We start from the raw sequence: 26,157 nt of genomic DNA, 5'->3' as shown, positions 1-26,157 counted from the left end.
CTGGCAGTCCCTCTACAGCGGACTTTGGATTCTTCTGTTTCGCCCTCTCCAAGTCAAGTCGTCTGTGTGCTTAATTGTGGGTAAGCACATGAGAACGCAAGAAAAAACCTGAAAACCGCTACTCTGTTAGCGTCAATTGCGCAATTTTGCCAAGGAATCAGCATGCGAACGCTCCTCCTCACACTGCTGATCGGCCTCAGCCCCTGGTGCTCGGCCGCTCAGATCTACAAATGGGTCGACGCCCAAGGTGTCACGCATTTCGATGCACAACCTCCCCAAGGCCAGCCGTCCACCTCTGTGCAGACACCCTCCTCGCCCGCGCCGAAACCTGCGGCAATGCCCGGTAACGGCGTACTCGGCGATCAGAAAGCCATCGATGCCAAGGTCAAGAAACAGGTCGCCGACCAGCAAGCGCAGCTCAAAGCATTTTGTGAACAGGCACGCACCAACCTTGCGCAATTGCAGAACAATCCGCGCTTGCGGGAGGAAGTAGAGGGACAATTGCGGCGGCTTGATGATGCGCAACGTCAGGAACGCATCAGCGAAGCGCAGAAGCAGATAGCGCAAAACTGCCAGTAATGACTGGCAGCTTCCGGTTCAGCGCGAAGCAGTAATCAGCAAGTCGAACTCTTTGAGCAATACCTGAAGCTGCCGATCCTTGCCCTGCAGATTGCGCTGGGCGAAGACCATTTCAGCCATTTCCTGAATGCCCGAGGCATTAGGTAACGGCAGATCCTGTTCGAGGATCATCTTCATGCGTGGCAGGAAAATCCATTGCAACCACTGCTCGAAGTCGAGCGTGTCGACCGAAAACGGCTCGACACTGCTCAAGGCTTCGGCGGACGGCGAGACTTCATCCCACATGCCCTGCGTACGCAGTTCACGCTCGATCAGCAAAAGCTGATCGGCGATTTTCGGAAAACGACTATCCATCACAGCGAAACCTTGGCCTTTTGACGGGCCAGAGCGGCGCCAGCGGAGTCACCCTGCTTCTCACGGGACTGAGCGATCAGCTCCCACAGACTGGCCTGCAAATCCGGACGACCGTTGGCCAGCGTCAAGGCACGACGGGCGAACTGTTCGGCCTGCGGCGCATCGCCTTGAGCCATGCGCACCTGCGCCAGGCGATAAAGCACTTGCGGTTCACGCGGGGCCACACGTTGCGCGCGCTCCAGGCTGGAAGACGCGCCGTTGAGGTCGCCACCGGCCTGTTGCTGTTGAGCGGTGGTCAGCAAGGCGAGAACCGGACCGTCCAGTTGCTCATCCGCAGACAAGCCACCGCCACTGTTGGCCGAAGGAATGCCACTTGGCGTCGAAGGCATGCTGTAGCTGCCGGAGTTGATCGGCGCCGATTCCACTGGCGAAGGGTTGTACGGCCCCGGCGTGATGCCACCGGACGCCGGACCCGGCACGATCGGTGAAGTGCTGATCGGCGTCGAGGTGGTCGCGCCGCCACCCGGCACCATCACAACTACGCCAGAGTCACCTTGTGGAATGGCCTGAGTCTGGCCCTGAACAGGACGCTTGACCGTGGTTTGGCGGAAGCCGCCATTGGCCGAAATACGTTCGCTGTTGGACACGGCCGTACCGGAATCAACCACCGGGATCGAACCACGCTGTACGGTAGAGCAGCCGCTGAGCAAAGCTACGGCGGTCACCGCTGGAATCAACCACTTGTTCACTTGAAACCCTCTTCGCTTAATTCATCCAGCCCTTGACCCAATCCATCACCGACTCGCCTGTAGCAGGCGTTTCGCCCGCACACGAGGCGCCGGGTGGCGGTTCGCTGCCGCGAATATACGGCATCTGCACCGCACCCGGGCAGTTGGCATCGGAGCCTTGCCCGGTATGGGAGTCGACCCACGCCTGCACGATGTTGTCCGGTTGCGGCATGTCCAGCGGCAGCGGATCGGCTTTGCGCATGAAACTGGTCCAGACCTGCAACGCACCGGTGGCGCCGGTGAACGGCGTCTTGCCGTTGTCATCACGCCCCAGCCACACCACCGCCAGCAAGTCCTGACTGAAGCCTGCGAACCAACTGTCGCGAGAATCGTTACTGGTGCCGGTCTTGCCGGCCAGGGTCAGGGTTTTCGGCAGCACGTTGTAAACCGATCTGCCGGTACCTTCACGCATCACGCGCTGCATGGCGTTCTGAATCAGATAGATGGAAGCCGGATCAAAACGCTGCTGAATCTGGAACGGATAACGCTTGAGCGGCTCGCCTTCGGCGGTCAGTACGCTGCGAATCCCGCGCATTGGCGTGTTGAAACCGCCGTTGGCCAGCGTCTGGTACATGGTCGCCACTTCGATCGGGGTCATGCCGCCGGCGCCCAGCAACATGGACGGGTATGCCGGGAACTCACGCGTCACACCCAGACGCGCCAAGGTCTTGAGCACATTGGGCACACCCACTTCCAGACCGAGACGCGAGGTCGACAGATTGTAGGAATGCGCCAGGCCCTGATAGAGGAACACGGTGCCATGGGAGCGGCGATCATAGTTCTGCGGTTTCCACACCTGACCGTCGGCTCCTTTGACCGATAGCGGTTCATCAGACAACCAACTGGTCAGTGTGTACTGACTCGGTTTCTCCAGCGCGGTCAAATACACCGCCGGCTTGATCAACGAACCCACCGGACGCACGGCATCGAGTGCCCGGTTGAACCCGGCAAAACTTGCCTGCCGGCTACCGATCATCGCCTGCACTTCACCGGTTTCCGGGTTGGTCACGACCATGGCCGCTTCCACATCATCGGAGCCTTTGCGCCCTGACAGGCGTTTAAAGGTGTCATTGACCGAAGCCTCGGCCTTCATCTGCAGAATCGGGTCGAAACTGGTGAAGATCCGCAGGCCTTCTTCGGTCAAGTCTTCGTCGCGATAGTCTTCGCGCAACTGGCGTTTGACCAGATCCATAAAGCCTGGAAACGAGCTGTCCGCCAATTTGCCGCGAGTGGTCACACCCAATGGCATTTTCTTCGCAGCTTCGACCTGCTCCGCCGTTGCCACGCCTTGTTGCTCAAGCACGTCGAGCACAAGGTTGCGACGCTCAAGCGCACGCTCGGGGTTGCGACGCGGGTTGTAATAGGACGGGCCTTTGACCATGCCGACCAGCAACGCTACTTGATGCAGTTTCAGCTCGGACAAGGGTTGGCCGAAGAAAAACTGGCTCGCCAGACCGAAACCATGCACCGCACGCTGGCCATCCTGACCGACGAAGACTTCGTTGAGGTACGCCTCAAGGATGTCTTTCTTGTCGTAATGCAATTCCAGCAACATCGCCATCATTGCTTCGGTGAGCTTACGGGTCAGGCTGCGTTCATTGGTCAGGTAGAAGTTCTTGACCAACTGCTGGGTCAGCGTACTGCCGCCCTGAGTCATCTTGCCGCCGGAGGTGTTGACCCAAATGGCGCGGGCAATCGACTTCGGCGATACGCCCCAGTGACTGTAGAAATCGCGATCTTCTACAGCAACGAGGGTTTCCAGCAGATACGGCGGCACCTGATCGATCTTGATCAGAATGCGGTCTTCAAGGTTTTTCGGGTAAATCCCGCCGATCAGCAGCGGCTCCAGGCGAACCACGGACAATTTCGAACCGTTGATTGCCGAAAGCTCAGCAACGTAGTCACCGGAGAAGCGCACATGCACCGGCTGCGGTTTCTCCATACCTTCATAAAACTGGAAGCCACGGGTATTCAGATCGACGGTATTGCCGTTGACCGCTGCGGAACCCGGACCATTGCTCACGGCTTCGCGGCGATAGCCCAGGGCATCGAGTTCGGTGAGGAAATCGTCTTTGCTGAGCTTTTGTCCGACGAACAGCTCAAGCGGACGCGCGTAGACCTTGGCCGGGATGGTCCAGCGCTTGCCGGAGAACTTCTCCTGCACCACGGCATCGAGGTAAACGGCGAATCCGGCCAGCACCACAAGGCCGACCAGACTGAGTTTAATGGCCCAACCCAGCCAAGGGCGCAGGCCCTTGGAAGGTGGTTTTTTCTTGGTACGGGGAGATCGAGTTCGAGTCATGGCGGCGGATTATACGCACTTTATTCATACTCAACAGAAGCGCTCCGAGGTTTGCGTCGGGCTGGCGAGCGGCCATAATGGCGACCTCGAATTTCCCCCAGTCTCTGAAGGATCGCCCGTGAGCCAGTCACTGATCGCTGCCCTGCAAAACCCGGCCCTCTACCCGCACCCCGTCGAAGGGTTTCAGGTCATCGAAACCCATATCTCGTGGGTGATCCTCACCGGCCCCTTTGCATATAAAGTGAAGAAACCGGTGAATTTCGGCTTCCTCGACTTCACCAACCTCCAAGCGCGTGAACATTTCTGCGCTGAAGAACTGCGTCTGAACCAGCGTCTGACCAACGATTTGTACCTGGAAGTGTTGCCCGTCACTGGCAGCGTCGAAGCGCCACAACTGGGCGGCGATGGCCCGGCTATCGAATACCTGCTGAAAATGCGCCAGTTCCCGCAAACCGGTTTGCTCAGCACCCTGCAAGCCAACGGCGAGCTGACCACTCAGCACATCGATGAAATGGCCGAGCAGATCGCCAAATTCCACCTCGCCGCCCCGAAAGTCCCGGCCGAGCATGATGCCGGCACCCCGGACAGCGTGATGGCACCGGTATCGCAAAACTTCGAACAGATTCTGCCGTTCCTCAGTGACAAAAACGATCTGCTGCAACTCGAGGCACTTAAAGCCTGGGCCGAAAGCAGCTTCGCCCGCCTCAAGCCACTGTTCGCCCAGCGCAAGGCCGAAGGCTTCACTCGCGAGTGCCACGGCGATATCCACTTGGGCAACGCCACTGTCATCGACGGCAAAGTGGTGATCTTCGACTGCATCGAGTTCAACGAACCGTTTCGTTTCACCGACGTCTGGGCTGACACCGGTTTCCTGGCGATGGACCTCGAAGACCGTGGCCTGAAATCGTTGGCCCGCCGCTTCATCAGCCAGTACCTGGAACTGACCGGCGACTATCAAGGCATGGAAGTGCTGAACTTCTATAAAGCCTACCGTGCACTGGTTCGCGCAAAAGTAGCACTGTTCAGCATGCCGGCAGACGCGACCCCGGTGCAGCGCGCCACCACCCTGCGCCAGTACCGCAACTACGCCAACCTGGCGGAAAGCTACAGCACCATTCCTTCACGTTTCATGGCAATTACCCACGGTGTTTCCGCCGTTGGCAAAAGCCACGTAGCCATGCGCCTGGTCGAAGCACTGGGGGCAATTCGTCTGCGCTCCGATGTTGAGCGCAAGCGTTTGTTCGGTGAGCAGACCGTCGCCAATGATGTGCAGGCCGGCATTTATAGTGCCGACGCCAGCACCGCGACCTACTCACGCCTGCATGAAATCGCTGAAGTGATCCTGCACGCCGGTTATCCAGTGGTGATCGATGCCACTTACCTCAAGCGCGAGCAACGTGACAACGCTGCAAAAATCGCCGAAGCCACTGGCACGCCGTTCCTGATCCTCGACTGCAATGCGCCGCAAGCGGTGATCGAGAGCTGGCTGGCCATTCGTCAGGCAGACAAACAGGATCCGTCCGACGCTACGCTGGCCGTGATCGAAGCTCAACAAGCCAATCGCGAAGCGCTGACGCCGGAGGAGATCCTGCGTAGCAAACGCGTGCAGACCAATGAATCCGGCACGCTGGACACCGTGGTGGCGCAGATCCGCCAACGCCTGCCAGGCCTGTAAGAAACTATTTCGGCCGTGAAGCCCTCGCTCGCTTCACGGCCGTCAAATAGTGGCACTATACTGGCGTCATAAAACCAACAGGTGATGTGACATGAGCCAACCCAAACTTCTCGACACCCCGCTGTATGCCTTACTGCACAAAGATGACATCACGGGTTTCAACAAGGAACGCCCGAAAGACGGGCCGATCGACATGGTCGGCGGCGACTTCCGCGGTCTCGACCTGCGTGAACTGAACGCCGATGGCGTGGATTTCCGGGACGCGTATTTCCGTTCCGCCGATCTGCGTGGCATCGATTTCCGGCACGCTTCGCTGGAGGGTGCAAGCCTGGCCCACGCACAGATTTCCGGTGCGTACTTCCCGCCGGAGCTCAGCGCTGACGAGATTCTGATGTCGATGAATTTCGGGACGCGCCTGCGTTATCGCACCCGCTGATATCTCTGACACGACGCCCACTCTGTGGGAGCGAGCCTGCTCGCGAAGACGGAGTGTCAGTTACCCTGATCGTGAAAGTCAGACCGCTTTCGCGAGCAGGTTCGCTCCCACATTTGATATTTGTTTGCACCCTTCTTTCTGCGTTCGCAGGCCTTTCACCCCGTCCGATTGTCGTTTCTTAGAAGCGTTTGCGTTGATTGCGACCAAACAACCACGCTTTTCCTACTGATGGCTACACTCCTGAGAAGCTCGCCCACGCACCATTCGGCCGTCGCAAGGAGGCTTGATGAATGATGAACTGCAACACCTGAAGAATCTTGGCAAGACGTCGGCGCAATGGCTGCATGCCGTGGGCATCCACAGCGCCTCGGACTTGCGTCGCCTGGGCGCGGTGGACGCCTACCGGGCCGTGCGTACCCGCGGGTTTCGCGCATCGAAGGTGTTGTTGTATGCGATCGAGGGCGCGCTCATGGATGTGCATTGGAACGACATCCCAGCCGAGCGCAAGGACGCCCTGAACAAGCAACTTGAAGCCATTTCCTCGCGTCACAAGAATTGAACAGGCGCTGACCGTTATGTACCTGCTAGGGGAACAATCGGCGTTTGCCGACGCACTGATCAATCGTTTGCAGAACTTGCCGGCGCAATGGCTGGAAGGTCTAGCGCCGTGCGCAGAAACCTTGGAGTTGGGCGCGACGGATGACCTGATGGCGCAATTACCCGGCGATCAGATGTTTCTGCTGACCGATGGCGTGATCAACGGCTGCATAGGCAACCGGGCGTTGTTTTACTGGCAGGAAGGTGACTTGATCGGCCTGCAGCGCGGTAACGATTGGGCCGATTGCCGTTTGCGCAACGATGGACCAGTGCGTTTGCTGCCCTATCGGCGCCGTGATGTGTTCCAGCATTTGTATACAGAACCGGGCCGGGCGGATCAGTTTCTCGAGTATTTGCTGGGACAAATGGCGATCCTGGCTCACGCGGTGGCTGAGTTGAAACCTCGGGAGTTTCGTAGCACCAATGGTTTTAAACGGGTCGACGCTGGAGAAACCTTGATTCAGCAAGGCGATGCCGCCGATCACGTGTTTGTGATCATCGACGGGCATGCCGAAGCCTTTGTCGATGGGCACAAGGTCGGCGAGGTGCCCAAGGACGAGATTTTCGGTGCCATGGCGGTGTTCACCGGCGAGCCACGCAATGCCACGGTCATCGCCCGCGAACCGAGTACGGTGATGTTGATTCCCGGTGATCAGTTTTTGAGCCTGACCCGCACCAATCCGAAGATCGCCCACAGCCTGATCGAAAGCATGGCGCGGCGCATCGATCAACTGAACAAGCAGATTACCCAATTGAGCTCGAACCGAAATTAACGCCAAGCCCACTTTTCTCTGGGCTTGGCGCCCATTGACGAGATGAAATCAGGCAAATGGAAAAACAGTGGTTGACTCGGTAATGAGAATCGCTATGATTATCACAACTGATCGCGAGATCGGTCGATATTCTGAAAAGCCCTTGGTTCGGACTCTCAGATTATCTCCTCATCAGGCTAATCACGGTTATTTGACCCGGTTTTTACCGGGTCTTTTTTTGCCTGTGGAAAAGTCATTTACCGAACTGTTTGCGCATCTCTTCGCAATAATCGCGCTTCGCCGTAGCGGGTGTGTACCAGACGAAATCGGCCATCGCGGCTGTGACTTCAGCGCCCTGCTCCGCCAGCATCAGCACGATGGGCGTCTCAGTCGCGCCCAGATCCAGCAGATGCAGCGGCACGCCCACATCGTTTCGTGCATGCCATGCCCCCGCCAGCAACAACGAGGGTGTCGGTGCAGCCAACAGACGTTCTGCCATGCGTCGATCCCGCTGTTGCTGAACCGCCAACATCGCCGGCGTCTGCGACTCGGGTAGCAGGCCACAATGGGAATCGCTGATCTGCTCCAGCAAAGTCGTCTTCACCGATTCAGCCATGCTGCGCTCTCCGCTCAACACCGGCCGATTGCGATAGAGGCTGCGAATTTCCCCGTTATCAAGATTGGCAGCCAATAACGGATATGGCTGTGTAAGGGCGAAGCGGACAATCGGCCCGTAGAGATTCCAGTCCCAGCCATCCTGCCAGGCCAGCGCTCTGGGAAGATCGGCGGATGGCGACGCAGACTGGCGCTGCGCGTCGATTTTCGGCTGCTGATCCGGCGTAAGCATTTCCAGCAAGAGGCTGCCCTGTGGCCGCCGTTTGCCGAGAGACTTCAGAAGCCATAACTGCGCGGCGTGGTGATCGGCGTTGTCATGCTGCTCGCCGATGATCACTCGCTGCGGTTCAGCAAGACGGCTGAGCAATTGCTGCGCCGTCAGCGTCTGGCCGCTGTGCAGGTCGCGAATCTCGCCACCGACCGGCGGCGGTGCGACAACATGCTGGCAACCCACTAGCAACAACACGGCCAACAGCCACATCCCACGCATGCAATCACCTCAATGAGAACGTCAGCGGGCGATGATCAGCGGATGCCCACGCTCCGGGTGCGGTTGCACCAATACTTCAAGACCGAACACGGCTTTGAGCATATCCGGACGCAAAACCTGTTCAGGCGTATCCAGTGCGACCGGACGCCCACCTTCGAGCAGCAACACGCGGTCACAATAACGCGCCGCCAGATTCAGATCATGCAGGATCACCAGCACGGCTGCGCCGCGATCGGCAAACTCGCGCACAGCCTGCAAGGTTGTGTGCTGATGCAGTGGGTCAAGCATCGAGGTCGGTTCGTCCAGCAGCAACGTTTGTCCGGCCTGCCCGGGCCAGAGTTGCGCCAGCACCCGCGCCAGATGCACCCGCTGGCGCTCACCGCCCGACAACGCCAGGTAGCTGCGACCGCTCAGATGCCTGGCATCAGCGGCTGCCAGCGCCGCAGCAACAATCTCGTCATCACGCACCCGACCACTTTGATAAGGCAAACGGCCCATGCCGACCACTTCTTCAACGCGAAAGGCAAAATCCAGCGTCGACACCTGCGGCAACACAGCCAAGCGCTGAGCGCGTTGCGTACCGCTCCAATGGCTCAAGGCTTCGCAGTCGAGGGAAACTTCGCCCTCACTGGCCGTCAACTCGCCGCATAGAGCGCCGAGCAAGGTACTTTTACCGGCGCCATTGGGACCCAGCACGCCGAGCACTTCGCCCGGTTTGAGCTCCACGCTGACCCCGCTCAGGACAGTCTTGCGGCCGCGAAGGATATGCAGGTTGTGCGCACGCAACATCAGGCACGCCCTCGCAACAACAGATAAAGAAAGAACGGCGCACCGATAAACGCCGTGACAATACCGATTGGCAACTCCGCCGGCGCCAGCGCCAGACGCCAGATCCGCCAGTAACAACAGACTCGCCCCGGCCAGCACGGAGGCTGGCAGCAACACTCGATGATCGGGACCTGCCAACAGCCGCACCAGATGCGGCACCACCAACCCGACAAAACCGATCATCCCTGCCGCCGCCACTGCCGCGCCGACACCCAGCGCCGTGCAGAACACCAATTGGCGCTTGAGCCGCTCGACATCAATGCCCAAATGCCCCGCCTCGGATTCACCGAGCAGCAAGGCATTCAACGCTTTCGCCCGACGCGGCAGCCACAGCGCAACGCCGGCGCTGATGATCAACAACGGCCACAACCGCGCATAACTGGCGCCGTTGAGGCTGCCCAGGTTCCAGAACGTCAGCGTGCGCAGGGTTGCGTCGTCCGCAAGATAAGTGAACAGTCCGACCGCCGAACCGGCGAGCGCCGTCAGTGCGATCCCCGCCAGCAACAGGGTCGCGACATGGGTTTGTCCGTCGCGCCGGCCAAGTCGGTAGACCAGCGCCGTCACCCCGAGCCCGCCGAGGAACGCACACACCGATAACAGATAAGGCCCGACCGATTCAGGCAAACCGCCAAAAAAAGAGCCGCCGACAATCGCTATCGCCGCCCCCAACGCCGCGCCACTGGAAACACCGACCAGCCCTGGGTCCGCCAGCGGATTACGAAACAGCCCCTGCATCGCCACGCCAGTCAACGCCAGTACACCGCCAACCGCCAGCCCGAGCAACGTTCGCGGCAGACGAATCTGCCCGAGAATCAGTTCGGCCTGCTCCAGCCCCTCCGGCGCCAGCGGCACACCGATCAGGCGCAAAGCCGCGCGTAACGTATCGAACAGCGGCAGACTGACCGGGCCGAGCGCCAATGACAGCCAGATCGCCAGCACACACAGGAGCGTCAGGCCAATGAACAAGCCTCGGGGTTTGACCCGTGTGGTCATGGGTTGCTCTTGGCCGGGTAGAAACCGTCAGACAGGGTTTTCACAACGCGGGGACTCAGGCGCATACACAGCTTCCTTTAACAAGGTTTCCCGGGCGTCTGGGTGGCAGGCCAAGTATCCTCGGCATCTGGCAAACGCCTGTGGGCGAAGGCCGCCATTTGATAATTGCTTGCATTTAAACGTCAAGCTCGAACATATCCGAACACGAGCCAACATTAGAGGATAGTCATGAAGTTTCTCTGCGCGGGTGCCGATCTGGCCGAGGCCGGCAGTCGCGGTTTTGATGTCGACGGGAAAAAACTGTTTGCCGTGCGCCGCAACGGCCAGGTCTATGTCTACCTCAATCGTTGCCCGCATCGAGGCGTTGGCCTGGAATGGCAGCCGGACCAATTTCTCGACCCCAGCAACAGCCTGATCCAGTGCGCCACCCATGGCGCACTGTTTCTGATTGAGGACGGTGAGTGCGTCGCAGGGCCCTGCGCCGGGCAATCGTTGACCCACATCCCTTGCCGGGAAGACGTACAGGGTGTGTGGATCACCCTTTAGCCGTTGAGCAGTACCTCCAACCGACGATCAATGACCATTTCCTCATGGTTCAACCGCACGCCGTACGCCAGTACTTCAACGCCACTGGCGAGCGCTTCACGCAACGCCTCGGCATAGGCCGGGTCGATTTCCACGGCCGGACGCACCGCCTCAATCCCGGTGAGATTCACGCAGTACAACTGCACCGCACGAATCCCGTCCCGCGCCAGATGCGCCAGTTCACGCAAATGCTTGGCGCCACGCTGGGTCACGGCATCGGGAAACGCCGCCACATTCGTGCCATCAAAGCCCAGGGTGACGCTTTTCACTTCGACATACGCCGGGCCGCTCGGGTATTCGAGGCGAAAGTCGATGCGGCTTTTTTCCTGTCCGTAAGCCACTTCGCGCTTCAACGCGGTAAACCCGTTCAACTCGGTGATGACGCCAGCCTGCAAGGCTTCTTCGACCAGCCCGTTGGCGCGCGCGGTATTGACACAAAACAAACGGCCCTGCGGGGTTTCGCCGATTTCCCAAGTGCCAGGCAATTTGCGTTTCGGGTCATTCGAGCGACTGAACCAGACCTGCCCGCCCTCGACCTGACAATTGAGCATCGAGCCGGTGTTTGGGCAGTGAATCGTCAGCAACTCGCCGCCAACGGTTTCGATATCGGTGAGAAAACGCTTGTAACGGCGGATTAGCCGCGCCTCTTCCAGAGGAGGATCAAAGCGCATCAGCCTTGCCAGCTCTTCAAGCCACGCGCGATCCGCTCCACCGCTTCTTGTAAGCGAGGTAGGTTTTGCGTGTAGGCAAAACGCACATGGTGACTGGCCTGATAGCGTCCAAAATCCAGCCCCGGGGTAAACGCAACGTGCTCGGTTTCGAGGAAATGTTGGCAGAACGCGAAGGCATCGCCGCCGAACTGGCTGATATCAGCATAGAGATAGAACGCGCCTTCGGGCTCCACGACGATGTTGAAACCCAGTTCACGCAACGCCGGCAGGAGGAAGTCGCGGCGACGGCCAAATTCGGCGCGGCGCTCTTCCAGAATCGCGATCGTGTCCGCTTCAAAACAGGCCAGCGCCGCGTATTGCGCCATGCTCGGTGCGCTGATGTAGAGGTTCTGTGCGAGCTTCTCCAACTCGCTGACCGCTGCATCCGGCGCCACCAGCCAACCGAGGCGCCAACCGGTCATGCCGAAATATTTCGAGAAGCTGTTGAGGACAAATGCGCTGTCATCGACTTCCAGCACGCTCGCCGCATCGGTGCCATACGTCAGGCCGTGATAGATCTCGTCTACCACCAGATGGCCGTGCCGGGCCTTGATGGCTGTGGATAAACCGGCCAATTCATCGCGCGTCAGAATAGTCCCCGTCGGGTTGGCTGGTGAAGCAACCAGCGCACCAACGCTATCGTGGTCCCAATGCCGTTCGACCAGATCCGGAGTCAGTTGATAACGCACGTCCGGCCCGACAGGCACTAGCTGCGCAGCGCCTTCGACCAGGCGCAGAAAGTGGCGGTTACACGGGTATCCGGGGTCCGCCAGGAGCCAGTGCTTGCCGGGATCGACCAGCAAGGCGCTGGCCAGCAAAAGCGCGCCGGAGCCGCCCGGGGTGATCAGAATGCGCCGCGGATCGATGTTCAAGCCATAACGCGATTGGTAGAAACCGGAAATTGCTTCGCGCAGTTCAGGAATACCACGGGCAGCGGTGTAACGCGTTTTGCCCGCCGTCAGCGCGGCTTGGCCGGCACGGATGATTGGCTCTGCGGTAGTGAAGTCCGGTTCGCCAATCTCCAGGTGAATGACATCGTGCCCCTCGGCCTGCAATTCATTGGCCCGCGCCAGCAGTGCCATCACATGGAACGGTTCGATCGCACGACTGCGCGCACTGTAGGGCTGAGCCATTGGCCTTCCTTCGACGAGGGAAAAGAAACGATTCTACCCATCTGCCGGAACGAGCGAGAACCCACAGAGGTCACAGCCTCAAGAACACTGGATTGTAACGACACAAGCGTACGCTCCAGGATTGACTAAAATCAGTGATTGAACAGGTCTTCCACACCGCCAGACACGGCTTGCCAAACATTTGCAAGCGCCACCCGCCGGGGCCTCGACATCCGGGAGTAGCGCAGGCCGAATTGATCTGGTAAGTTCGCCCGCTTGCAGCCGCAGGGCCGGCAGGTGTCGGTGATGGAGCAATCCTGCGCAATGGATTACAAGAGTAGAGGCGGTCCATTTCATGCCCACCCAAGCAAAGCAACAGCAGCAAGCGACGATCAGCAGCTTCGAACCTTATGTTCCGAAGGCCGGCGAAGAGTACATGGGCGCCCCGATGCGCGCGCACTTCATCAAGATCCTGAACAAGTGGAAACAGGACTTGATGCAGGAAGTCGACCGTACTGTTGATCACATGAAAGACGAAGCGGCCAACTTCCCTGACCCGGCAGATCGTGCCAGCCAGGAAGAAGAATTTGCCCTCGAACTGCGCGCCCGCGATCGCGAGCGCAAGTTGATCAAGAAGATCGACAAGACGCTTGAGCTGATTCAGGACGAAGAATACGGCTGGTGCGAGTCCTGCGGCATCGAGATCGGCGTCAAGCGCCTCGAAGCCCGTCCTACCGCGGATCTGTGCATCGACTGCAAGACCCTGGCAGAAATCAAGGAAAAGCAGGTCGGCAAGTAATCTCGACCTGAACGAAAAACGGAGCGTGCGAACGCTCCGTTTTTGTTTCTGCCTTTTGCCTGCCTTCTCTGCCTCTGTGGGAGGGGGCTTGCTCCCGAATACGGTGTGTCATAAACAGAGATGTTGACTAATAAACCGCATGCGGCAGCAAGCCCCCTCACGCAAAGGTAATGTGCGCGAAACCTGAAAAGTTATATTGCTCCCATGACTGCCACAACCTCCCCTGCCTACATCGGCCGCTTCGCCCCAACCCCCAGTGGCCACCTGCATTTCGGCTCGCTGGTCGCAGCGCTTGCCTCCTATCTCGATGCCCGCTCTGTGGGCGGTCGCTGGCTGGTGCGCATGGAAGATCTCGATCCGCCCCGTGAAGAGCCGGGTGCGCAAAGCGCGATTCTCAAGGCGCTGGAAAGCTATGGTTTCGAATGGGACGGCGAGACGGTGCGCCAGAGTGATCGGCACGATGCCTATGCCGAAGTCCTCAACAGCCTGTTCAACCATGGCCTGGCCTACGCCTGCACCTGCTCGCGCAAACAACTGGAGCCGTATCACGGGATTTATCCGGGGTTGTGCCGCAATGCCGGCCACGACCAGCAGGATGCGGCGATACGCCTGCGTGTGCCGGAGCTGGCATATCACTTCATCGACCGGGTGCAAGGCGAATACCGCCAGCATCTGGGCCGCGATGTCGGCGATTTCGTCATTCGCCGTCGCGATGGCCTCTATGCCTATCAACTGGCGGTGGTGCTCGACGATGCCTGGCAGGGCATCACCGACATCGTGCGCGGCGCCGATCTGCTCGACTCCACACCGCGCCAGCTCTATCTGCAGGAACTGTTGGGGCTGCGTCAGCCGCGTTATCTGCACCTGCCGCTGATCACCCAGCCGGACGGCAACAAACTGGGCAAGTCCTACCGCTCGCCGCCACTGCAAGCTGATCAAGCCACGCCGTTGCTGCTAAGGGCCCTGCGCGCACTGGGGCAAAACCCCGGCGCCGAACTCGAACATGCAACGCCGCAGGAACTGCTCAACTGGGGCAGCGCCCACTGGGACGCCACGAAGATCCCGCGCACACTGACCCTGCCCGAGGCGCAACTGCGATGACGACACTTGCAGTCGCGCCGCCATCCGTTACCATCGCCGCACGTTTTCGGGCACGCGCATAAAAAAGAGAGGCCGGGATGTACATCTATCGCTTGGTCCTGCTTTTGGTCGTGGGGATCTATCTGTTTTCTCCCGCCATCATGGATTGGTGGATCGACGCTACGGGCGCCTGGTATCGCCCCTATCTGCTCTGGCTGATCCTGATTGTCGTGACCTTCATCCTGCAGAGCCAAAAAGATGCCGATGAGCTTTAGCCTGACCCAGATGATCCTGATCAGCGCCGCGTACCTGGCGGTGCTGTTCGGTGTTGCCTGGATCAGCGAACGGGGCATGATCCCGCGGGCGATCATTCGCCATCCGTTGACTTACACCCTGTCACTGGGGGTTTACGCCAGTGCGTGGGCGTTCTACGGCACGGTGGGCCTGGCCTATCAGTACGGCTACGGCTTTCTTTCCAGCTATCTCGGGGTGTCTGGCGCGTTTTTGCTGGCGCCGGTGTTGCTGTATCCGATCCTGAAAATAACCCGCACCTATCAACTGTCGTCGCTGGCGGATCTGTTTGCCTTCCGCTTCCGCAGCACCTGGGCAGGCGCGCTGACTACGATTTTCATGTTGATCGGTGTGCTGCCGTTGCTGGCGTTACAGATTCAGGCAGTAGCCGACTCCATCGGCATTCTCACTGGCGAGCCGATTCAGAGCCGTGTGGCGCTGGCGTTCTGTGCGCTGATCATTTTGTTCACGATTTTCTTTGGTTCACGCCACATCGCCACCCGCGAGAAGCACGAAGGCCTGGTGTTCGCGATTGCCTTCGAGTCGGTGATCAAACTGATCGCTCTCGGCGGCGTTGGCCTGTATGCGCTGTACGGCGTGTTCGACGGCCCGCAACAGCTTGAACTGTGGCTGCTGCAAAACCAGACCGCCCTCGCCGCTTTGCACACGCCGCTGCAAGAAGGCCCGTGGCGTACGCTGCTGCTGGTGTTCTTCGCGTCGGCCATCGTGATGCCGCACATGTATCACATGACCTTTACCGAGAACCTCAATCCGCGCTCACTTGTCAGCGCCAGTTGGGGCTTGCCACTGTTCCTGCTGTTGATGAGCCTAGCGGTGCCGCTGATCCTGTGGGCCGGCCTCAAGCTCGGTGCCACCACCGACCCGGAATACTTCACCCTCGGCATCGGCATTGCCGCCAACAGCAAACCCTTGGCCTTGCTTGCTTATGTCGGCGGCCTGTCGGCCGCCAGCGGACTGATCATCGTCACCACCCTGGCGTTGTCAGGCATGGCGTTGAACCATTTAGTGCTGCCGCTCTATCAGCCGCCCGCCGAAGGCAATATCTACCGCTGGCTGAAATGGACCCGCCGCGCACTGATCGTCGCGATCATCATGGCCGGTTTCGGCTTCTATCTGATGCTCGGCGCCGGGCAGGATCTGGCCAACCTCGGCATCGTCGCGTTTGTGGCCACCCTGCAATTCCTGCCGGGCGTGTTGTCGGTGCTGTACTGGCCGACCGCCAACCGGCGCGGCTTTATCGCCGGGCTGCTGGCCGGGATTCTGGTCTGGGTCATCACCATGCTCTTGCCGCTGGTCGGCAATCTGCAGGGTTTCTACATTCCGCTGCTGAACATGATTTACGTGCTGGACGACACCAGTTGGCACATGGCGGCCATCGCGTCGCTGGCCGCTAACGTGCTGATGTTCACCTTGATTTCGCTGTTCACCAATGCCAGCCCCGAAGAGGCCAGCGCCGCGGAAGCCTGCGCGGTGGATAACGTACGCCGTCCGCAACGCCGCGAGCTGCACGCCGCCTCGCCGCAGGAATTCGCCACACAACTGGCCAAACCGCTCGGCGCCAAAGCGGCGCAGAAAGAAGTCGAACAGGCCTTGCGCGACCTTTACCTACCCTTCGATGAGCGTCGGCCTTACGCCTTGCGCCGATTACGCGACCGTATTGAAGCCAACCTCTCCGGGCTGATGGGTCCGAGTGTGGCGCAGGACATGGTCGAAACCTTCCTGCCGTACAAGGCCGGCGGCGAAAATTACGTCACCGAAGACATCCACTTCATCGAAAGCCGCCTTGAGGATTACCACTCGCGCCTCACGGGCCTGGCCGCCGAACTCGACGCACTGCGCCGCTACCACCGCCAGACCCTTCAGGAACTGCCAATGGGCGTCTGCTCGCTGGCCAAGGACCAAGAGATCCTGATGTGGAACAAGGCTATGGAAGAGCTGACCGGGATCGCCGCGCAGCGCGTGGTCGGCTCGCGCTTGAGCACCATTGGCAATCCATGGAAAGAATTGCTCCAGGGCTTTATCAACTTGCCGGACGAACACTTGCACAAACAGCATCTGGCACTCGACGGACAGACTCGCTGGCTGAACCTGCACAAAGCGGCAATCGATGAGCCGTTGGCCCCGGGTAACAGCGGTTTGGTGTTGCTGGTAGAAGATCTGACCGAAACCCAGATGCTTGAAGACAAATTGGTCCACTCCGAGCGTCTGGCCAGCATCGGTCGCCTCGCCGCAGGTGTCGCCCACGAAATCGGCAACCCGATCACCGGCATCGCTTGCCTGGCGCAGAACCTGCGCGAAGAACGCGAAGAGGACGACGAGCTGACTGAGATCAGCGGACAGATTCTCGAACAGACCAAGCGCGTGTCACGCATCGTTCAGTCGCTGATGAGTTTTGCCCATGCCGGTGGTCATCAGCATAACGACGAGCCCGTTTGTCTGGCCGAAGTGGCCCAGGATGCCATCGGGCTATTGGCGCTGAACCGGCGCAATTTCGAAGTGCAGTTCTACAACCTGTGCGACCCGGATCACTGGGTCGAAGGTGACCCACAACGCCTTGCCCAAGTGCTGATCAATCTGCTCTCCAACGCTCGTGACGCCTCGCCTGCCGGCAGTGCCGTGCGGGTCAAGAGCGAAGCCGGCGAACATACGGTCGACCTGATCGTTGAGGACGAAGGCAGTGGTATTCCGAAGAACATCATGGACAGATTGTTCGAACCTTTCTTCACCACCAAGGATCCTGGTGAAGGTACCGGTCTGGGCCTTGCACTGGTCTATTCCATCGTTGAAGAGCATTATGGACAAATCACCATCGACAGCCCGGCTGATGTACAAAGCCAGCGCGGCACCCGTATCCGGGTGACCTTACCGCGTCATGTCGAAGCGACGTCCGCTGTGAACTGAGACCGTCGAGAGTATCGAATCAATGCCGCACATTTTGATCGTCGAAGACGAAACCATTATCCGCTCCGCCTTGCGCCGCCTGCTGGAACGCAACCAGTACCAGGTCAGCGAAGCCGGTTCAGTGCAGGAAGCACAAGAACGCTTCACCATTCCTACGTTCGATCTGATCGTGAGCGATCTGCGCCTGCCGGGCGCTCCAGGTACCGAGCTGATCAAGCTCGGCCAGGGCACGCCGGTGCTGATCATGACCAGTTACGCCAGCCTGCGCTCGGCGGTCGACTCGATGAAGATGGGCGCGGTGGATTACATCGCCAAGCCTTTCGACCACGATGAAATGCTTCAGGCCGTTGCGCGGATCCTGCGTGATCGCCAATCGGCGCCGGCAGCGGGCGAAGCCGTTGCCAGCAAACCTGCCAATGGCAGCGGGAAAACCGCCACCGACAACAGCAACGGCGAAATCGGCATCATCGGCTCCTGCCCACCGATGCAGGATCTGTACAGCAAGATCCGTAAAGTCGCGCCGACCGATTCCAATGTGCTGATTCAGGGCGAGTCCGGCACCGGTAAAGAACTGGTGGCCCGCGCCCTGCACAACCTGTCGAAACGCGCCAAGGCACCGATGATCTCGGTGAACTGCGCCGCCATCCCGGAAAGCCTGATCGAATCCGAACTGTTCGGCCACGAAAAAGGCGCGTTCACTGGCGCCAGCGCCGGGCGTGCCGGTCTGGTGGAAGCGGCGGACGGCGGTACGCTGTTCCTCGATGAAATCGGCGAGCTGCCGCTGGAAGCCCAGGCCCGCCTGCTGCGCGTGTTGCAGGAAGGTGAAATTCGCCGTGTGGGCTCGGTGCAATCGCAGAAGGTCGATGTCCGTCTGATCGCGGCGACTCACCGAGACCTCAAGAGCCTGGCGAAAGTCGGCCAGTTCCGGGAAGACCTTTATTACCGTCTGCATGTGATCGCGTTGAAACTGCCAGCCCTGCGCGAGCGCGGTGCCGACGTCAACGAGATCGCCAATGCTTTCCTCGCTCGCCAGAGTGCGCGGATCAACCGTACCGACCTGAAATTTGCTGCGGATGCCGAGCAGGCCATCCGTCACTATTCCTGGCCGGGTAACGTCCGTGAACTTGAAAACGCGGTCGAGCGCGCGGTGATCCTCAGCGAGAGCCCGGAAATCTCTGCTGAACTGCTGGGTATCGACATCGAGCTGAGCGACCTGGACGACGACGAATTCATTGGTCTGCCGCCGCAAACCTCAGGTAACGCCAGCAACAGCAGCCACGAACCCACCGAAGACTTGTCGCTGGAAGACTACTTCCAGCATTTCGTCCTCGAGCATCAGGACCACATGACCGAGACCGAACTGGCGCGCAAACTGGGCGTCAGCCGTAAATGCCTGTGGGAGCGGCGTCAGCGCCTGGGCATTCCACGGCGCAAGACCGGGGTCGCCAGCGAGAGCTGAACGTTACCTGTCGAGTGTGCGGGTAACGCTTGAAGATGTGAAAAAACTGTTACCTCAGTCTTTCCACGTAACAGAAGCCGGGGTTATCGGTAACGAAACCCCGGCTTTTTTTCGCCCTGACAAAAGGCTCAGATCGACCTAACCCCTTGTTTTGTTGGGCTTCGCAAAAGTTGGCACGGCACCTGCTATATGTTTGGTACAAGAACAATAACAAGCAATGCACAAGACAATAAAAATAAGACGAATCGACTCACGCACAATAAAAACAAGACGGCGAGAGGCGCAGCTAACTGATTCTTTTGGAGAGGCGTTGTATTTGGGGCTTGCCCCACGACCAGGCCGAGAACAACAAAAACTGTCCTAAGACAGAGCCTGTACTGGTTGGATCGAGAGATCACTGCAATTCAGCGACCAAAGCAATCCGTTTGCTCTTGGCTCCCGATTGGGAGGGTCACGAAGCAAAAGCTTCGTGACGAGGGCACTCAACAAAAACAAGAAGCCCGAATCAATAATAAAAAGAGCACGCAACTACTTCTTGGGGAGCTTCGGCTCCCCTTGTAGTTTCTCCCATCCGGGAAATCCTGCTGTTTTGCCCTCCTCGACCCTTGCAGCTTGCGGCTTACAGCTCAAATCTGCCGTGTCCTACACCATCCCCCGACTAAATGCTAGAATCTGCGCCCATCATGCGGTCATTCTTTGGTATGGCCGAACATTCCTTCAAACAGTGCATCCCATGCTGAAGAAGTTGTTCCAGTCATTCCGAACTCCCGTGCGTCGTACGCAACACATCCGCAGCACCCCTGAAGTGCTTAACAGCGGCCAACATTCGCTGCAGAAAACGCAATTCAGCCGCTATGCGGTCAATATCGTCGAACGCTTGCAGGGCGCCGGTTACCAGGCCTATCTGGTCGGTGGCTGCGTGCGTGACATGCTTTTGGGCATTACGCCCAAGGATTTCGACGTCGCCACCAGCGCCACGCCCGAGCAAGTGCGCGCCGAATTCCGCAATGCGCGGATCATCGGTCGTCGCTTCAAACTGGTGCATATTCATTTCGGTCGCGAAATCATCGAAGTCGCGACCTTCCGCGCCAACCACCCGATAAATGAAGACGATGAAGACAGCAATCAGTCTTCGCGTAACGAAAGCGGGCGGATTCTGCGCGACAACGTCTACGGCACCCTGGAAGAAGACGCGCAACGCCGCGACTTCACCATCAACGCCCTGTATTACGATCCGGTCAGCGAGCGCATCCTCGACTACGCCAACGGCGTGCACGACATCCGCAATCACCTGATCCGCCTGATCGGCGATCCAAAGCAGCGTTACCAGGAAGACCCGGTGCGCATGCTGCGGGCCGTGCGTTTCGCGGCCAAGCTCAATTTCGGCATCGAGAAACACACGGTTCAGCCAATCCGCGAACTGGCGCCGATGTTGCGCGAGATCCCTTCGGCACGCTTGTTTGAAGAAGTGCTCAAGCTGTTCCTCTCCGGCCACGGCGCGATCACCTTCGAAATGCTGGTCGATCTGCAACTGTTCGCCCCGCTGTTCCCGGCCAGCGCCGACGCACTGGATCACAACCCGGATTACACCCACACGCTGATCAGCGAAGCGCTGACAAACACCGACTTGCGCATCAAGCAGAACAAACCGGTGACCCCGGCGTTCCTGTTTGCCGCAATGCTCTGGCCTGCCCTGCCGGCCCGTGTGCTGCGTCTGCAAGAGCGTGGCATGCCGCCGATCCCGGCGATGCAGGAAGCGGCGCACGAGCTGATCGCCGAGCAGTGCCAGCGCATCGCGATTCCGAAACGCTTCACCATGCCGATCCGCGAGATCTGGGACATGCAGGAACGCCTGCCACGTCGCAGCGGCAAACGTGCCGATCTGTTGCTGGACAATGCACGTTTCCGCGCCGGTTACGACTTCCTGCTGCTGCGTGAAAGCGCGGGCGAGCAGACGGATGGCCTGGGCGAATGGTGGACGGACTATCAGGACGCCAACGACAGCGAGCGTCGTGACATGATCCGCGATCTCAGTGGCAAAGGTGATGACGCCAGCGGCGCGCCGCGCAAACGTCGTCGCAGCGGCGGTTCCAAGCGCAAACGTGCCGGTGCACCGAGCACAACAGGCGAATAAACATGGAACGGATCTACATCGGCATGGGCAGCAACCTCGCTGACCCGGCCGAACAATTGCGCAGCGCCGTCGGGGCGCTGGGGCAATTGCCGCACACCATGGTCGCCGGTGTTTCCGCCTTCTATCAAAGCGACTCATTGCTGCCGGGCCAACCGCGCTACACCAACGCCGTGGCGGCGCTCGACAGCGATCTTGCGCCGCTGGATCTGCTCGATTCGCTGCAAGCGATTGAAAACGATCAAGGCCGCGAACGCCTGGAACGTTGGGGTCCGCGTACACTGGATCTGGATATTCTGCTGTTCGGTGATCGGTTGATCGACGAACCACGGCTGAAAGTCCCGCATTACCAGATTCAGGAAAGAGCGTTCGTCCTGTATCCACTCGCAGAACTGGCCCCGCAAGATCTGCGGTTGGCCGATGGCCGCATTCTCTCCGACCTGCTGGCCGCGTGCCCGTTCGTCGGCCTGGAACGCCTCTCCAAAACTTAAAATCAATTCCCCCTTGTGGGAGCGGGCTTGCTCGCGAAAGCGCTGTATCAGTTGACTCAAATGCTGACGAACACGACGCCTTCGCGAGCAAGCCGACTCGCACATTGCCGATTCCTCATTCGGTTTTTGTCGGACAATAAAGCCTCGAGTCAGCCCCACCACGCCGCTGAATCGGATCAGTAACGCCGGTAACACTCCCCTCGTAACAACGCGGTAACACACGCAATTGACTTCCTGTTGGCTCATCACGACTATAGGCGTCCCGCTGCCGCCAACCCGGCACATACGGGCGCCATCCAGGCCTTATAAGCACGACAAAAGACCGTGCGCCTGAGTAAATGAAGAATCACGCGCGTTACTCGCAGTAGTTTCCATAGCGCCTGAACGAGGATTTTTTACATGCCAGCCATCACCCTGACCACGCTCCAGAGCCTCAAGCAAAAAGGTGAAAAGATCACCATGCTGACCTGCTATGACGCGACCTTCGCCCACGCCTGCAACGAGGCCGGTGTCGAAGTGCTGCTGGTGGGCGACTCCCTCGGTATGGTCCTGCAAGGTCACGACAGCACATTGCCAGTGACCACTGCGGAAATGGCCTACCACACCGCCTGCGTCAAACGCGGCAACACCGATGCCCTGATCCTGGCCGACTTGCCCTTCATGGCCAACGCGACTCTCGAACAAACCATGACCAACAGCGCCCTGCTGATGCAGGCCGGTGCGCACATGGTCAAGGTTGAAGGTGCGCTGTGGCTGGCGGAGTCGATCCGCCTGCTGGCCGAACGTGGTGTGCCGGTCTGCGCCCACATGGGCCTGACCCCGCAAGCCGTGAACATTCTCGGTGGCTATAAAGTGCAGGGCCGTAACGAGAACCAGGCGCGGCAGATGCGTGCCGACGCGATCTCGCTGGAACAGGCGGGTGCGGCGATGCTGCTGCTTGAATGCGTGCCGAGTGAACTGGCTGCAGAAATCAGCCAGGCCGTGAAGATTCCAGTCATTGGTATCGGCGCCGGTAACGCCACCGACGGCCAGGTTCTGGTGCTGCACGACATGCTCGGCCTGTCGATCACCGGCCGCGTGCCGAAATTCGTCAAGAACTTCATGAACGGTCAGGACAGCATCCAGTCGGCCTTGAAGGCTTACGTCAGCGAAGTCAAAGCCACCACGTTTCCTGGTATCGAACACGGATTCTCTGCATGAACACCGTAAAAACCGTACGCGAACTGCGCGCCGCCGTAGCCCGCGCCCGCAGTGAAGGCAAGCGCATCGGCTTCGTGCCGACCATGGGCAACCTGCACAGCGGCCACGTCGCACTGATCACCAAAGCCACGCAACGGGTCGATTTCGTGGTCGCGAGCATTTTCGTCAACCCGCTGCAGTTCGGCGCCGGCGAAGACCTCGACAAGTACCCGCGCACCCTCGCTGCGGATCAGGAACAACTGCTGGAAGCCGGTTGCGATCTGCTCTTCGCTCCGACCGTCGAAGAAATGTACCCCGACGGCATGGCCGGGCAGACCCGGGTCAGCGTGCCGCAACTTTCCGAAGGCCTGTGCGGCGCCAGCCGTCCGGGGCACTTCGAAGGCGTGGCCACGGTGGTCAGCAAGTTGTTCAACATGGTCCAGCCGGATCTGGCGATTTTTGGCCAGAAGGATTACCAGCAACTGGCGGTAATACGCGCACTGGTGCATGACTTGAACATGCCGATCCAGATCATCGGCGAGCCGACGGTTCGCGCCGCCGATGGCTTGGCGCTGTCCTCGCGCAACGGTTTCCTCAGCGAAGAACAACGTGCCGTAGCGCCAGTGGTCTATCGCATCCTGAGCACGATTGCCGAGTCGATCAAACAAGGTAATCGCGACTTCCCGGCGTTGATCACTGCTCAATTGCAACAATTGGAAGCCGCTGGCCTGCGCCCGGATTACCTGGACATTCGCCATGCGCTGACCTTACGCCCAGCGTCGGCTGAAGACCGCGATCTGGTGATTCTGGTGGCGGCGTTCCTTGGCACCACACGGTTGATCGACAACCTGCACCTGAATCTCGATAGCCCGACCTGAAAACACTGCAATACAACCTGTGGGAGCGAGCCTGCTCGCGAATGCAATCTGTCAGATGACCAAGATGTCGACTGGCATGACGCCTTCGCGAGCAAGCTCGCTCCCACAGTCGTGTGTGCCCAATTCGGCCTCACTACTCTCCGTTTGTCGCCTCATTCCCGGTATCAATGTTAAAAAAGTACAGGGAATGGGTCAGACAAAGTCAAGACAGAACGCAGCGCGAGGTTTACTGTATTCGCCCTGTGTCCAAAAACCGTGTTGACGCAGTTGGCCTGCGCCCACCAAGGCGTTATGGCCTGATCAGTGTTCAAAAGGCCGTTCAAGTAAAAAGGAAAACCGCAGCGATGGCGTACTACCGCACTCCTCACGACGTTACCGCTCTGCCTGCCTGGCAAGCGTTGAAAGATCACCGCCAAGCCATGCAGGATTTCAGCATGCGCGAAGCCTTCAACGCCGATCCGCAGCGCTTCAATCAGTTCACCCTCAGCAGCTGCGGACTGTTTCTCGACTATTCAAAGAATTTGATCAACGCCCAGACCCGCAATCTGTTGGTGAATCTGGCCAATGAAGTCGATCTGAAGGGCGCGATCAAAGCGCTGTTCGACGGCGAAATGGTGAACTCATCCGAAGGCCGCCCGGCGTTGCACACTGCCCTGCGCCGCCCGGTGGGCGACAAGTTGTCGGTCAATGGCGTCAACGTGATGCCCGAAGTTCACAAGGTACTGAACCAGATCACCGATCTGGTCGGCCGCATCCACGACGGTCTGTGGCGCGGTTACACCGAGAAGCCAATCACCGACGTGGTGAACATCGGCATCGGTGGCTCGTTCCTCGGCCCTGAGCTGGTCTCCGAAGCCTTGCTGTCGTACGCGCAGAAAGGCGTGCGTTGCCACTATCTGGCGAACATCGACGGCAGTGAGTTCCACGAACTGACGCAAAAGCTGCGCGCCGAAACCACGCTGTTCATCGTTTCGTCGAAATCGTTCAACACCCTCGAAACCCTCAAGAACGCTCAGGCCGCACGCGCCTGGTACCTGGCTCAGGGTGGTTCGGAAGCCGAGTTGTATCGTCACTTCATTGCCGTATCGAGCAACAATGCGGCAGCCGTGGCGTTCGGTATCCGTGAAGAAAATATCTTCCCGATGTGGGACTGGGTCGGCGGCCGTTACTCGCTGTGGTCGGCCATCGGTTTGCCGATCGCCCTGGCCATCGGCATGTCCAACTTCAAGGAACTGCTGTCCGGTGCCTACACCATGGACCAGCACTTCCAGACCGCACCGTTCGAACAGAACATGCCGGTATTGCTGGCCCTGCTCGGCGTGTGGTACGGCAACTTCTGGGGCGCGCAAAGCCACGCGATCCTGCCGTACGATCACTACCTGCGTAACATCACCAAGCACTTGCAGCAATTGGACATGGAATCCAACGGCAAGAGCGTTCGTCAGGACGGCACCCCGGTGTCGACTGACACGGGCCCGGTGATCTGGGGTGGCGTCGGCTGCAACGGTCAGCACGCTTACCACCAGTTGCTGCACCAAGGCACCCAACTGATCCCGGCCGACTTCATCGTGCCGATCGTCAGCTTCAACCCGGTCGCCGACCACCATCAGTGGCTGTACGCCAACTGCCTGTCGCAGAGTCAGGCGCTGATGCTCGGCAAAACCTTGCCGGAAGCCGAAGCTGAACTGCGCGACAAAGGCATGAGCGAGCAAGAGGTGCACAAACTCGCACCGCACAAGGTGATCCCGGGTAACCGTCCAAGCAACACGCTTGTGGTTGAACGCATCAGCCCTCGTCGCCTCGGCGCTCTGGTGGCGATGTATGAACACAAAGTGTTCGTGCAAAGCGTGGTCTGGGGCATCAACGCCTTCGACCAGTGGGGTGTGGAGTTGGGCAAAGAACTGGGCAAAGGCGTTTACAACCGTCTGGTCGGCAGCGATGAAACCGCCGCTGACGATCCATCCACCCAAGGCCTGATCAACTACTTCCGCGGTCGTCACCGCGGTTGATTTGAACGCACCGCTGTAACCCTGTGGGAGGGGGCAAGCCCCCTCCCACAGTTGTTTCCGGTGCATTCAAAATCAGATTCCGAATCTGGCTTGAACCTGTTG

General features: G+C 59.3%; 23 protein-coding genes and 1 pseudogene. 16 read left to right on the top strand and 8 right to left on the bottom strand.

The window, feature by feature from the left end:
• Positions 1 to 162 precede the first annotated feature (162 nt).
• A complete protein-coding gene (locus K5E40_RS28560) occupies positions 163 to 579 on the top strand; it encodes a DUF4124 domain-containing protein (RefSeq protein ID WP_221733591.1) in 417 nt (138 codons plus the stop codon).
• Between the two features lie 18 nt (positions 580 to 597).
• On the opposite strand, the gene K5E40_RS28555 is transcribed toward K5E40_RS28560, so the two are convergent.
• The 3 genes from K5E40_RS28555 to mrcB are packed head-to-tail and all read right to left on the bottom strand — an operon-like array spanning position 598 to position 4,023.
• Complete coding sequence (locus K5E40_RS28555; protein ID WP_221733590.1) at positions 598 to 933, bottom strand: YqcC family protein; 336 nt, start codon at positions 931 to 933, stop codon at positions 598 to 600.
• Positions 933 to 1,682 carry a hypothetical protein gene (locus K5E40_RS28550; protein WP_221733589.1) on the bottom strand — a complete coding sequence of 250 codons (750 nt, stop codon included), beginning with the start codon at positions 1,680 to 1,682 and terminating at the stop codon, positions 933 to 935. Before K5E40_RS28550 ends, K5E40_RS28555 begins: the two co-directional genes overlap by 1 nt.
• 16 nt (positions 1,683 to 1,698) lie before the next feature.
• Complete coding sequence (gene mrcB / locus K5E40_RS28545) at positions 1,699 to 4,023, bottom strand: penicillin-binding protein 1B (protein WP_221733588.1); 2,325 nt, start codon at positions 4,021 to 4,023, stop codon at positions 1,699 to 1,701.
• Between the two features lie 118 nt (positions 4,024 to 4,141).
• On the opposite strand from mrcB, the gene K5E40_RS28540 reads away from it, so the two are divergent.
• The 4 genes from K5E40_RS28540 (at position 4,142) to K5E40_RS28525 (ending at position 7,504) form a co-directional block, all read left to right on the top strand.
• Complete coding sequence (locus K5E40_RS28540; RefSeq protein WP_221733587.1) at positions 4,142 to 5,698, top strand: bifunctional aminoglycoside phosphotransferase/ATP-binding protein; 1,557 nt, start codon at positions 4,142 to 4,144, stop codon at positions 5,696 to 5,698.
• A 91-nt stretch (positions 5,699 to 5,789) separates the two neighbouring features.
• A complete protein-coding gene (locus K5E40_RS28535) occupies positions 5,790 to 6,134 on the top strand; it encodes a pentapeptide repeat-containing protein (protein WP_221733586.1) in 345 nt (114 codons plus the stop codon).
• A gap of 286 nt (positions 6,135 to 6,420) precedes the next feature.
• Positions 6,421 to 6,693, top strand: a complete 273-nt coding sequence (locus tag K5E40_RS28530) for a TfoX/Sxy family protein (protein ID WP_003228231.1) — start codon at positions 6,421 to 6,423, stop codon at positions 6,691 to 6,693.
• A gap of 16 nt (positions 6,694 to 6,709) precedes the next feature.
• The gene (locus tag K5E40_RS28525) at positions 6,710 to 7,504 is read left to right on the top strand and encodes a Crp/Fnr family transcriptional regulator (RefSeq protein ID WP_221733585.1); all 795 of its coding nucleotides are present in this window, start codon (positions 6,710 to 6,712) and stop codon (positions 7,502 to 7,504) included.
• 232 nt (positions 7,505 to 7,736) lie between these two features.
• Here K5E40_RS28525 and K5E40_RS28520 read toward each other — a convergent pair whose 3' ends face one another.
• The 3 genes and pseudogenes from K5E40_RS28520 to K5E40_RS28510 all read right to left on the bottom strand — a co-directional run bounded on the left by K5E40_RS28520 (position 7,737) and on the right by K5E40_RS28510 (position 10,355).
• Positions 7,737 to 8,588: a ChaN family lipoprotein gene (locus K5E40_RS28520; protein ID WP_221733584.1), complete on the bottom strand. Its 852-nt coding sequence runs from the start codon at positions 8,586 to 8,588 to the stop codon at positions 7,737 to 7,739.
• A gap of 21 nt (positions 8,589 to 8,609) precedes the next feature.
• Positions 8,610 to 9,377 (bottom strand): heme ABC transporter ATP-binding protein, encoded by a 768-nt coding sequence (locus tag K5E40_RS28515; RefSeq protein ID WP_221733583.1) that lies wholly within the window; start codon positions 9,375 to 9,377, stop codon positions 8,610 to 8,612.
• A pseudogene (locus K5E40_RS28510) lies at positions 9,377 to 10,355 on the bottom strand (FecCD family ABC transporter permease). Before K5E40_RS28510 ends, K5E40_RS28515 begins: the two are co-directional and overlap by 1 nt.
• A 282-nt stretch (positions 10,356 to 10,637) precedes the next feature.
• On the opposite strand from K5E40_RS28510, the gene K5E40_RS28505 reads away from it, so the two are divergent.
• The gene (locus K5E40_RS28505) at positions 10,638 to 10,955 is read left to right on the top strand and encodes a Rieske (2Fe-2S) protein (RefSeq protein WP_221733582.1); all 318 of its coding nucleotides are present in this window, start codon (positions 10,638 to 10,640) and stop codon (positions 10,953 to 10,955) included.
• On the opposite strand, the gene sfsA is transcribed toward K5E40_RS28505, so the two are convergent.
• Together sfsA and K5E40_RS28495 are read right to left on the bottom strand one after the other, a co-directional pair.
• Positions 10,952 to 11,665, bottom strand: a complete 714-nt coding sequence (gene sfsA / locus K5E40_RS28500) for a DNA/RNA nuclease SfsA (RefSeq protein WP_221733581.1) — start codon at positions 11,663 to 11,665, stop codon at positions 10,952 to 10,954. The genes K5E40_RS28505 and sfsA overlap by 4 nt on opposite strands.
• Positions 11,665 to 12,837, bottom strand: a complete 1,173-nt coding sequence (locus K5E40_RS28495; RefSeq protein ID WP_221733580.1) for a pyridoxal phosphate-dependent aminotransferase — start codon at positions 12,835 to 12,837, stop codon at positions 11,665 to 11,667. Before K5E40_RS28495 ends, sfsA begins: the two co-directional genes overlap by 1 nt.
• A gap of 334 nt (positions 12,838 to 13,171) precedes the next feature.
• Between K5E40_RS28495 and dksA the strand changes: the two genes are divergently transcribed.
• The 10 genes from dksA (at position 13,172) to pgi (ending at position 26,055) form a co-directional block, all read left to right on the top strand.
• On the top strand, positions 13,172 to 13,615 hold the full coding sequence (gene dksA, locus K5E40_RS28490) for an RNA polymerase-binding protein DksA (RefSeq protein WP_221733579.1): 444 nt from the start codon (positions 13,172 to 13,174) through the stop codon (positions 13,613 to 13,615).
• Positions 13,616 to 13,819: 204 nt separating this feature from the next.
• A complete protein-coding gene (gene gluQRS, locus K5E40_RS28485) occupies positions 13,820 to 14,716 on the top strand; it encodes a tRNA glutamyl-Q(34) synthetase GluQRS (protein ID WP_221733578.1) in 897 nt (298 codons plus the stop codon).
• A gap of 77 nt (positions 14,717 to 14,793) precedes the next feature.
• Positions 14,794 to 14,970: a hypothetical protein gene (locus tag K5E40_RS28480; protein WP_003176118.1), complete on the top strand. Its 177-nt coding sequence runs from the start codon at positions 14,794 to 14,796 to the stop codon at positions 14,968 to 14,970.
• On the top strand, positions 14,954 to 17,908 hold the full coding sequence (locus K5E40_RS28475; RefSeq protein ID WP_221733577.1) for a sensor histidine kinase: 2,955 nt from the start codon (positions 14,954 to 14,956) through the stop codon (positions 17,906 to 17,908). The genes K5E40_RS28480 and K5E40_RS28475 overlap by 17 nt, the downstream gene beginning before the upstream one ends.
• 22 nt (positions 17,909 to 17,930) lie before the next feature.
• On the top strand, positions 17,931 to 19,367 hold the full coding sequence (locus tag K5E40_RS28470; RefSeq protein WP_221733576.1) for a sigma-54 dependent transcriptional regulator: 1,437 nt from the start codon (positions 17,931 to 17,933) through the stop codon (positions 19,365 to 19,367).
• A 733-nt stretch (positions 19,368 to 20,100) separates the two neighbouring features.
• A complete protein-coding gene (locus K5E40_RS28465) occupies positions 20,101 to 21,501 on the top strand; it encodes a polynucleotide adenylyltransferase PcnB (RefSeq protein ID WP_221733575.1) in 1,401 nt (466 codons plus the stop codon).
• 2 nt (positions 21,502 to 21,503) lie between these two features.
• Complete coding sequence (gene folK / locus K5E40_RS28460; protein WP_221733574.1) at positions 21,504 to 21,989, top strand: 2-amino-4-hydroxy-6-hydroxymethyldihydropteridine diphosphokinase; 486 nt, start codon at positions 21,504 to 21,506, stop codon at positions 21,987 to 21,989.
• A 399-nt stretch (positions 21,990 to 22,388) separates the two neighbouring features.
• A complete protein-coding gene (gene panB, locus K5E40_RS28455) occupies positions 22,389 to 23,189 on the top strand; it encodes a 3-methyl-2-oxobutanoate hydroxymethyltransferase (protein ID WP_221733573.1) in 801 nt (266 codons plus the stop codon).
• A complete protein-coding gene (panC, locus tag K5E40_RS28450) occupies positions 23,186 to 24,046 on the top strand; it encodes a pantoate--beta-alanine ligase (protein ID WP_221733572.1) in 861 nt (286 codons plus the stop codon). The genes panB and panC overlap by 4 nt, the downstream gene beginning before the upstream one ends.
• Positions 24,047 to 24,390: 344 nt before the next feature.
• Positions 24,391 to 26,055: a glucose-6-phosphate isomerase gene (gene pgi / locus K5E40_RS28445; protein WP_221733571.1), complete on the top strand. Its 1,665-nt coding sequence runs from the start codon at positions 24,391 to 24,393 to the stop codon at positions 26,053 to 26,055.
• Positions 26,056 to 26,157 lie beyond the last annotated feature (102 nt).

It is taken from the genome of Pseudomonas baetica, assembly GCF_019733355.1.
Taxonomy (GTDB): Bacteria; Pseudomonadota; Gammaproteobacteria; order Pseudomonadales; family Pseudomonadaceae; genus Aquipseudomonas; species Aquipseudomonas baetica_A.
This window is presented reverse-complemented; position numbering and strand designations above follow the sequence as displayed.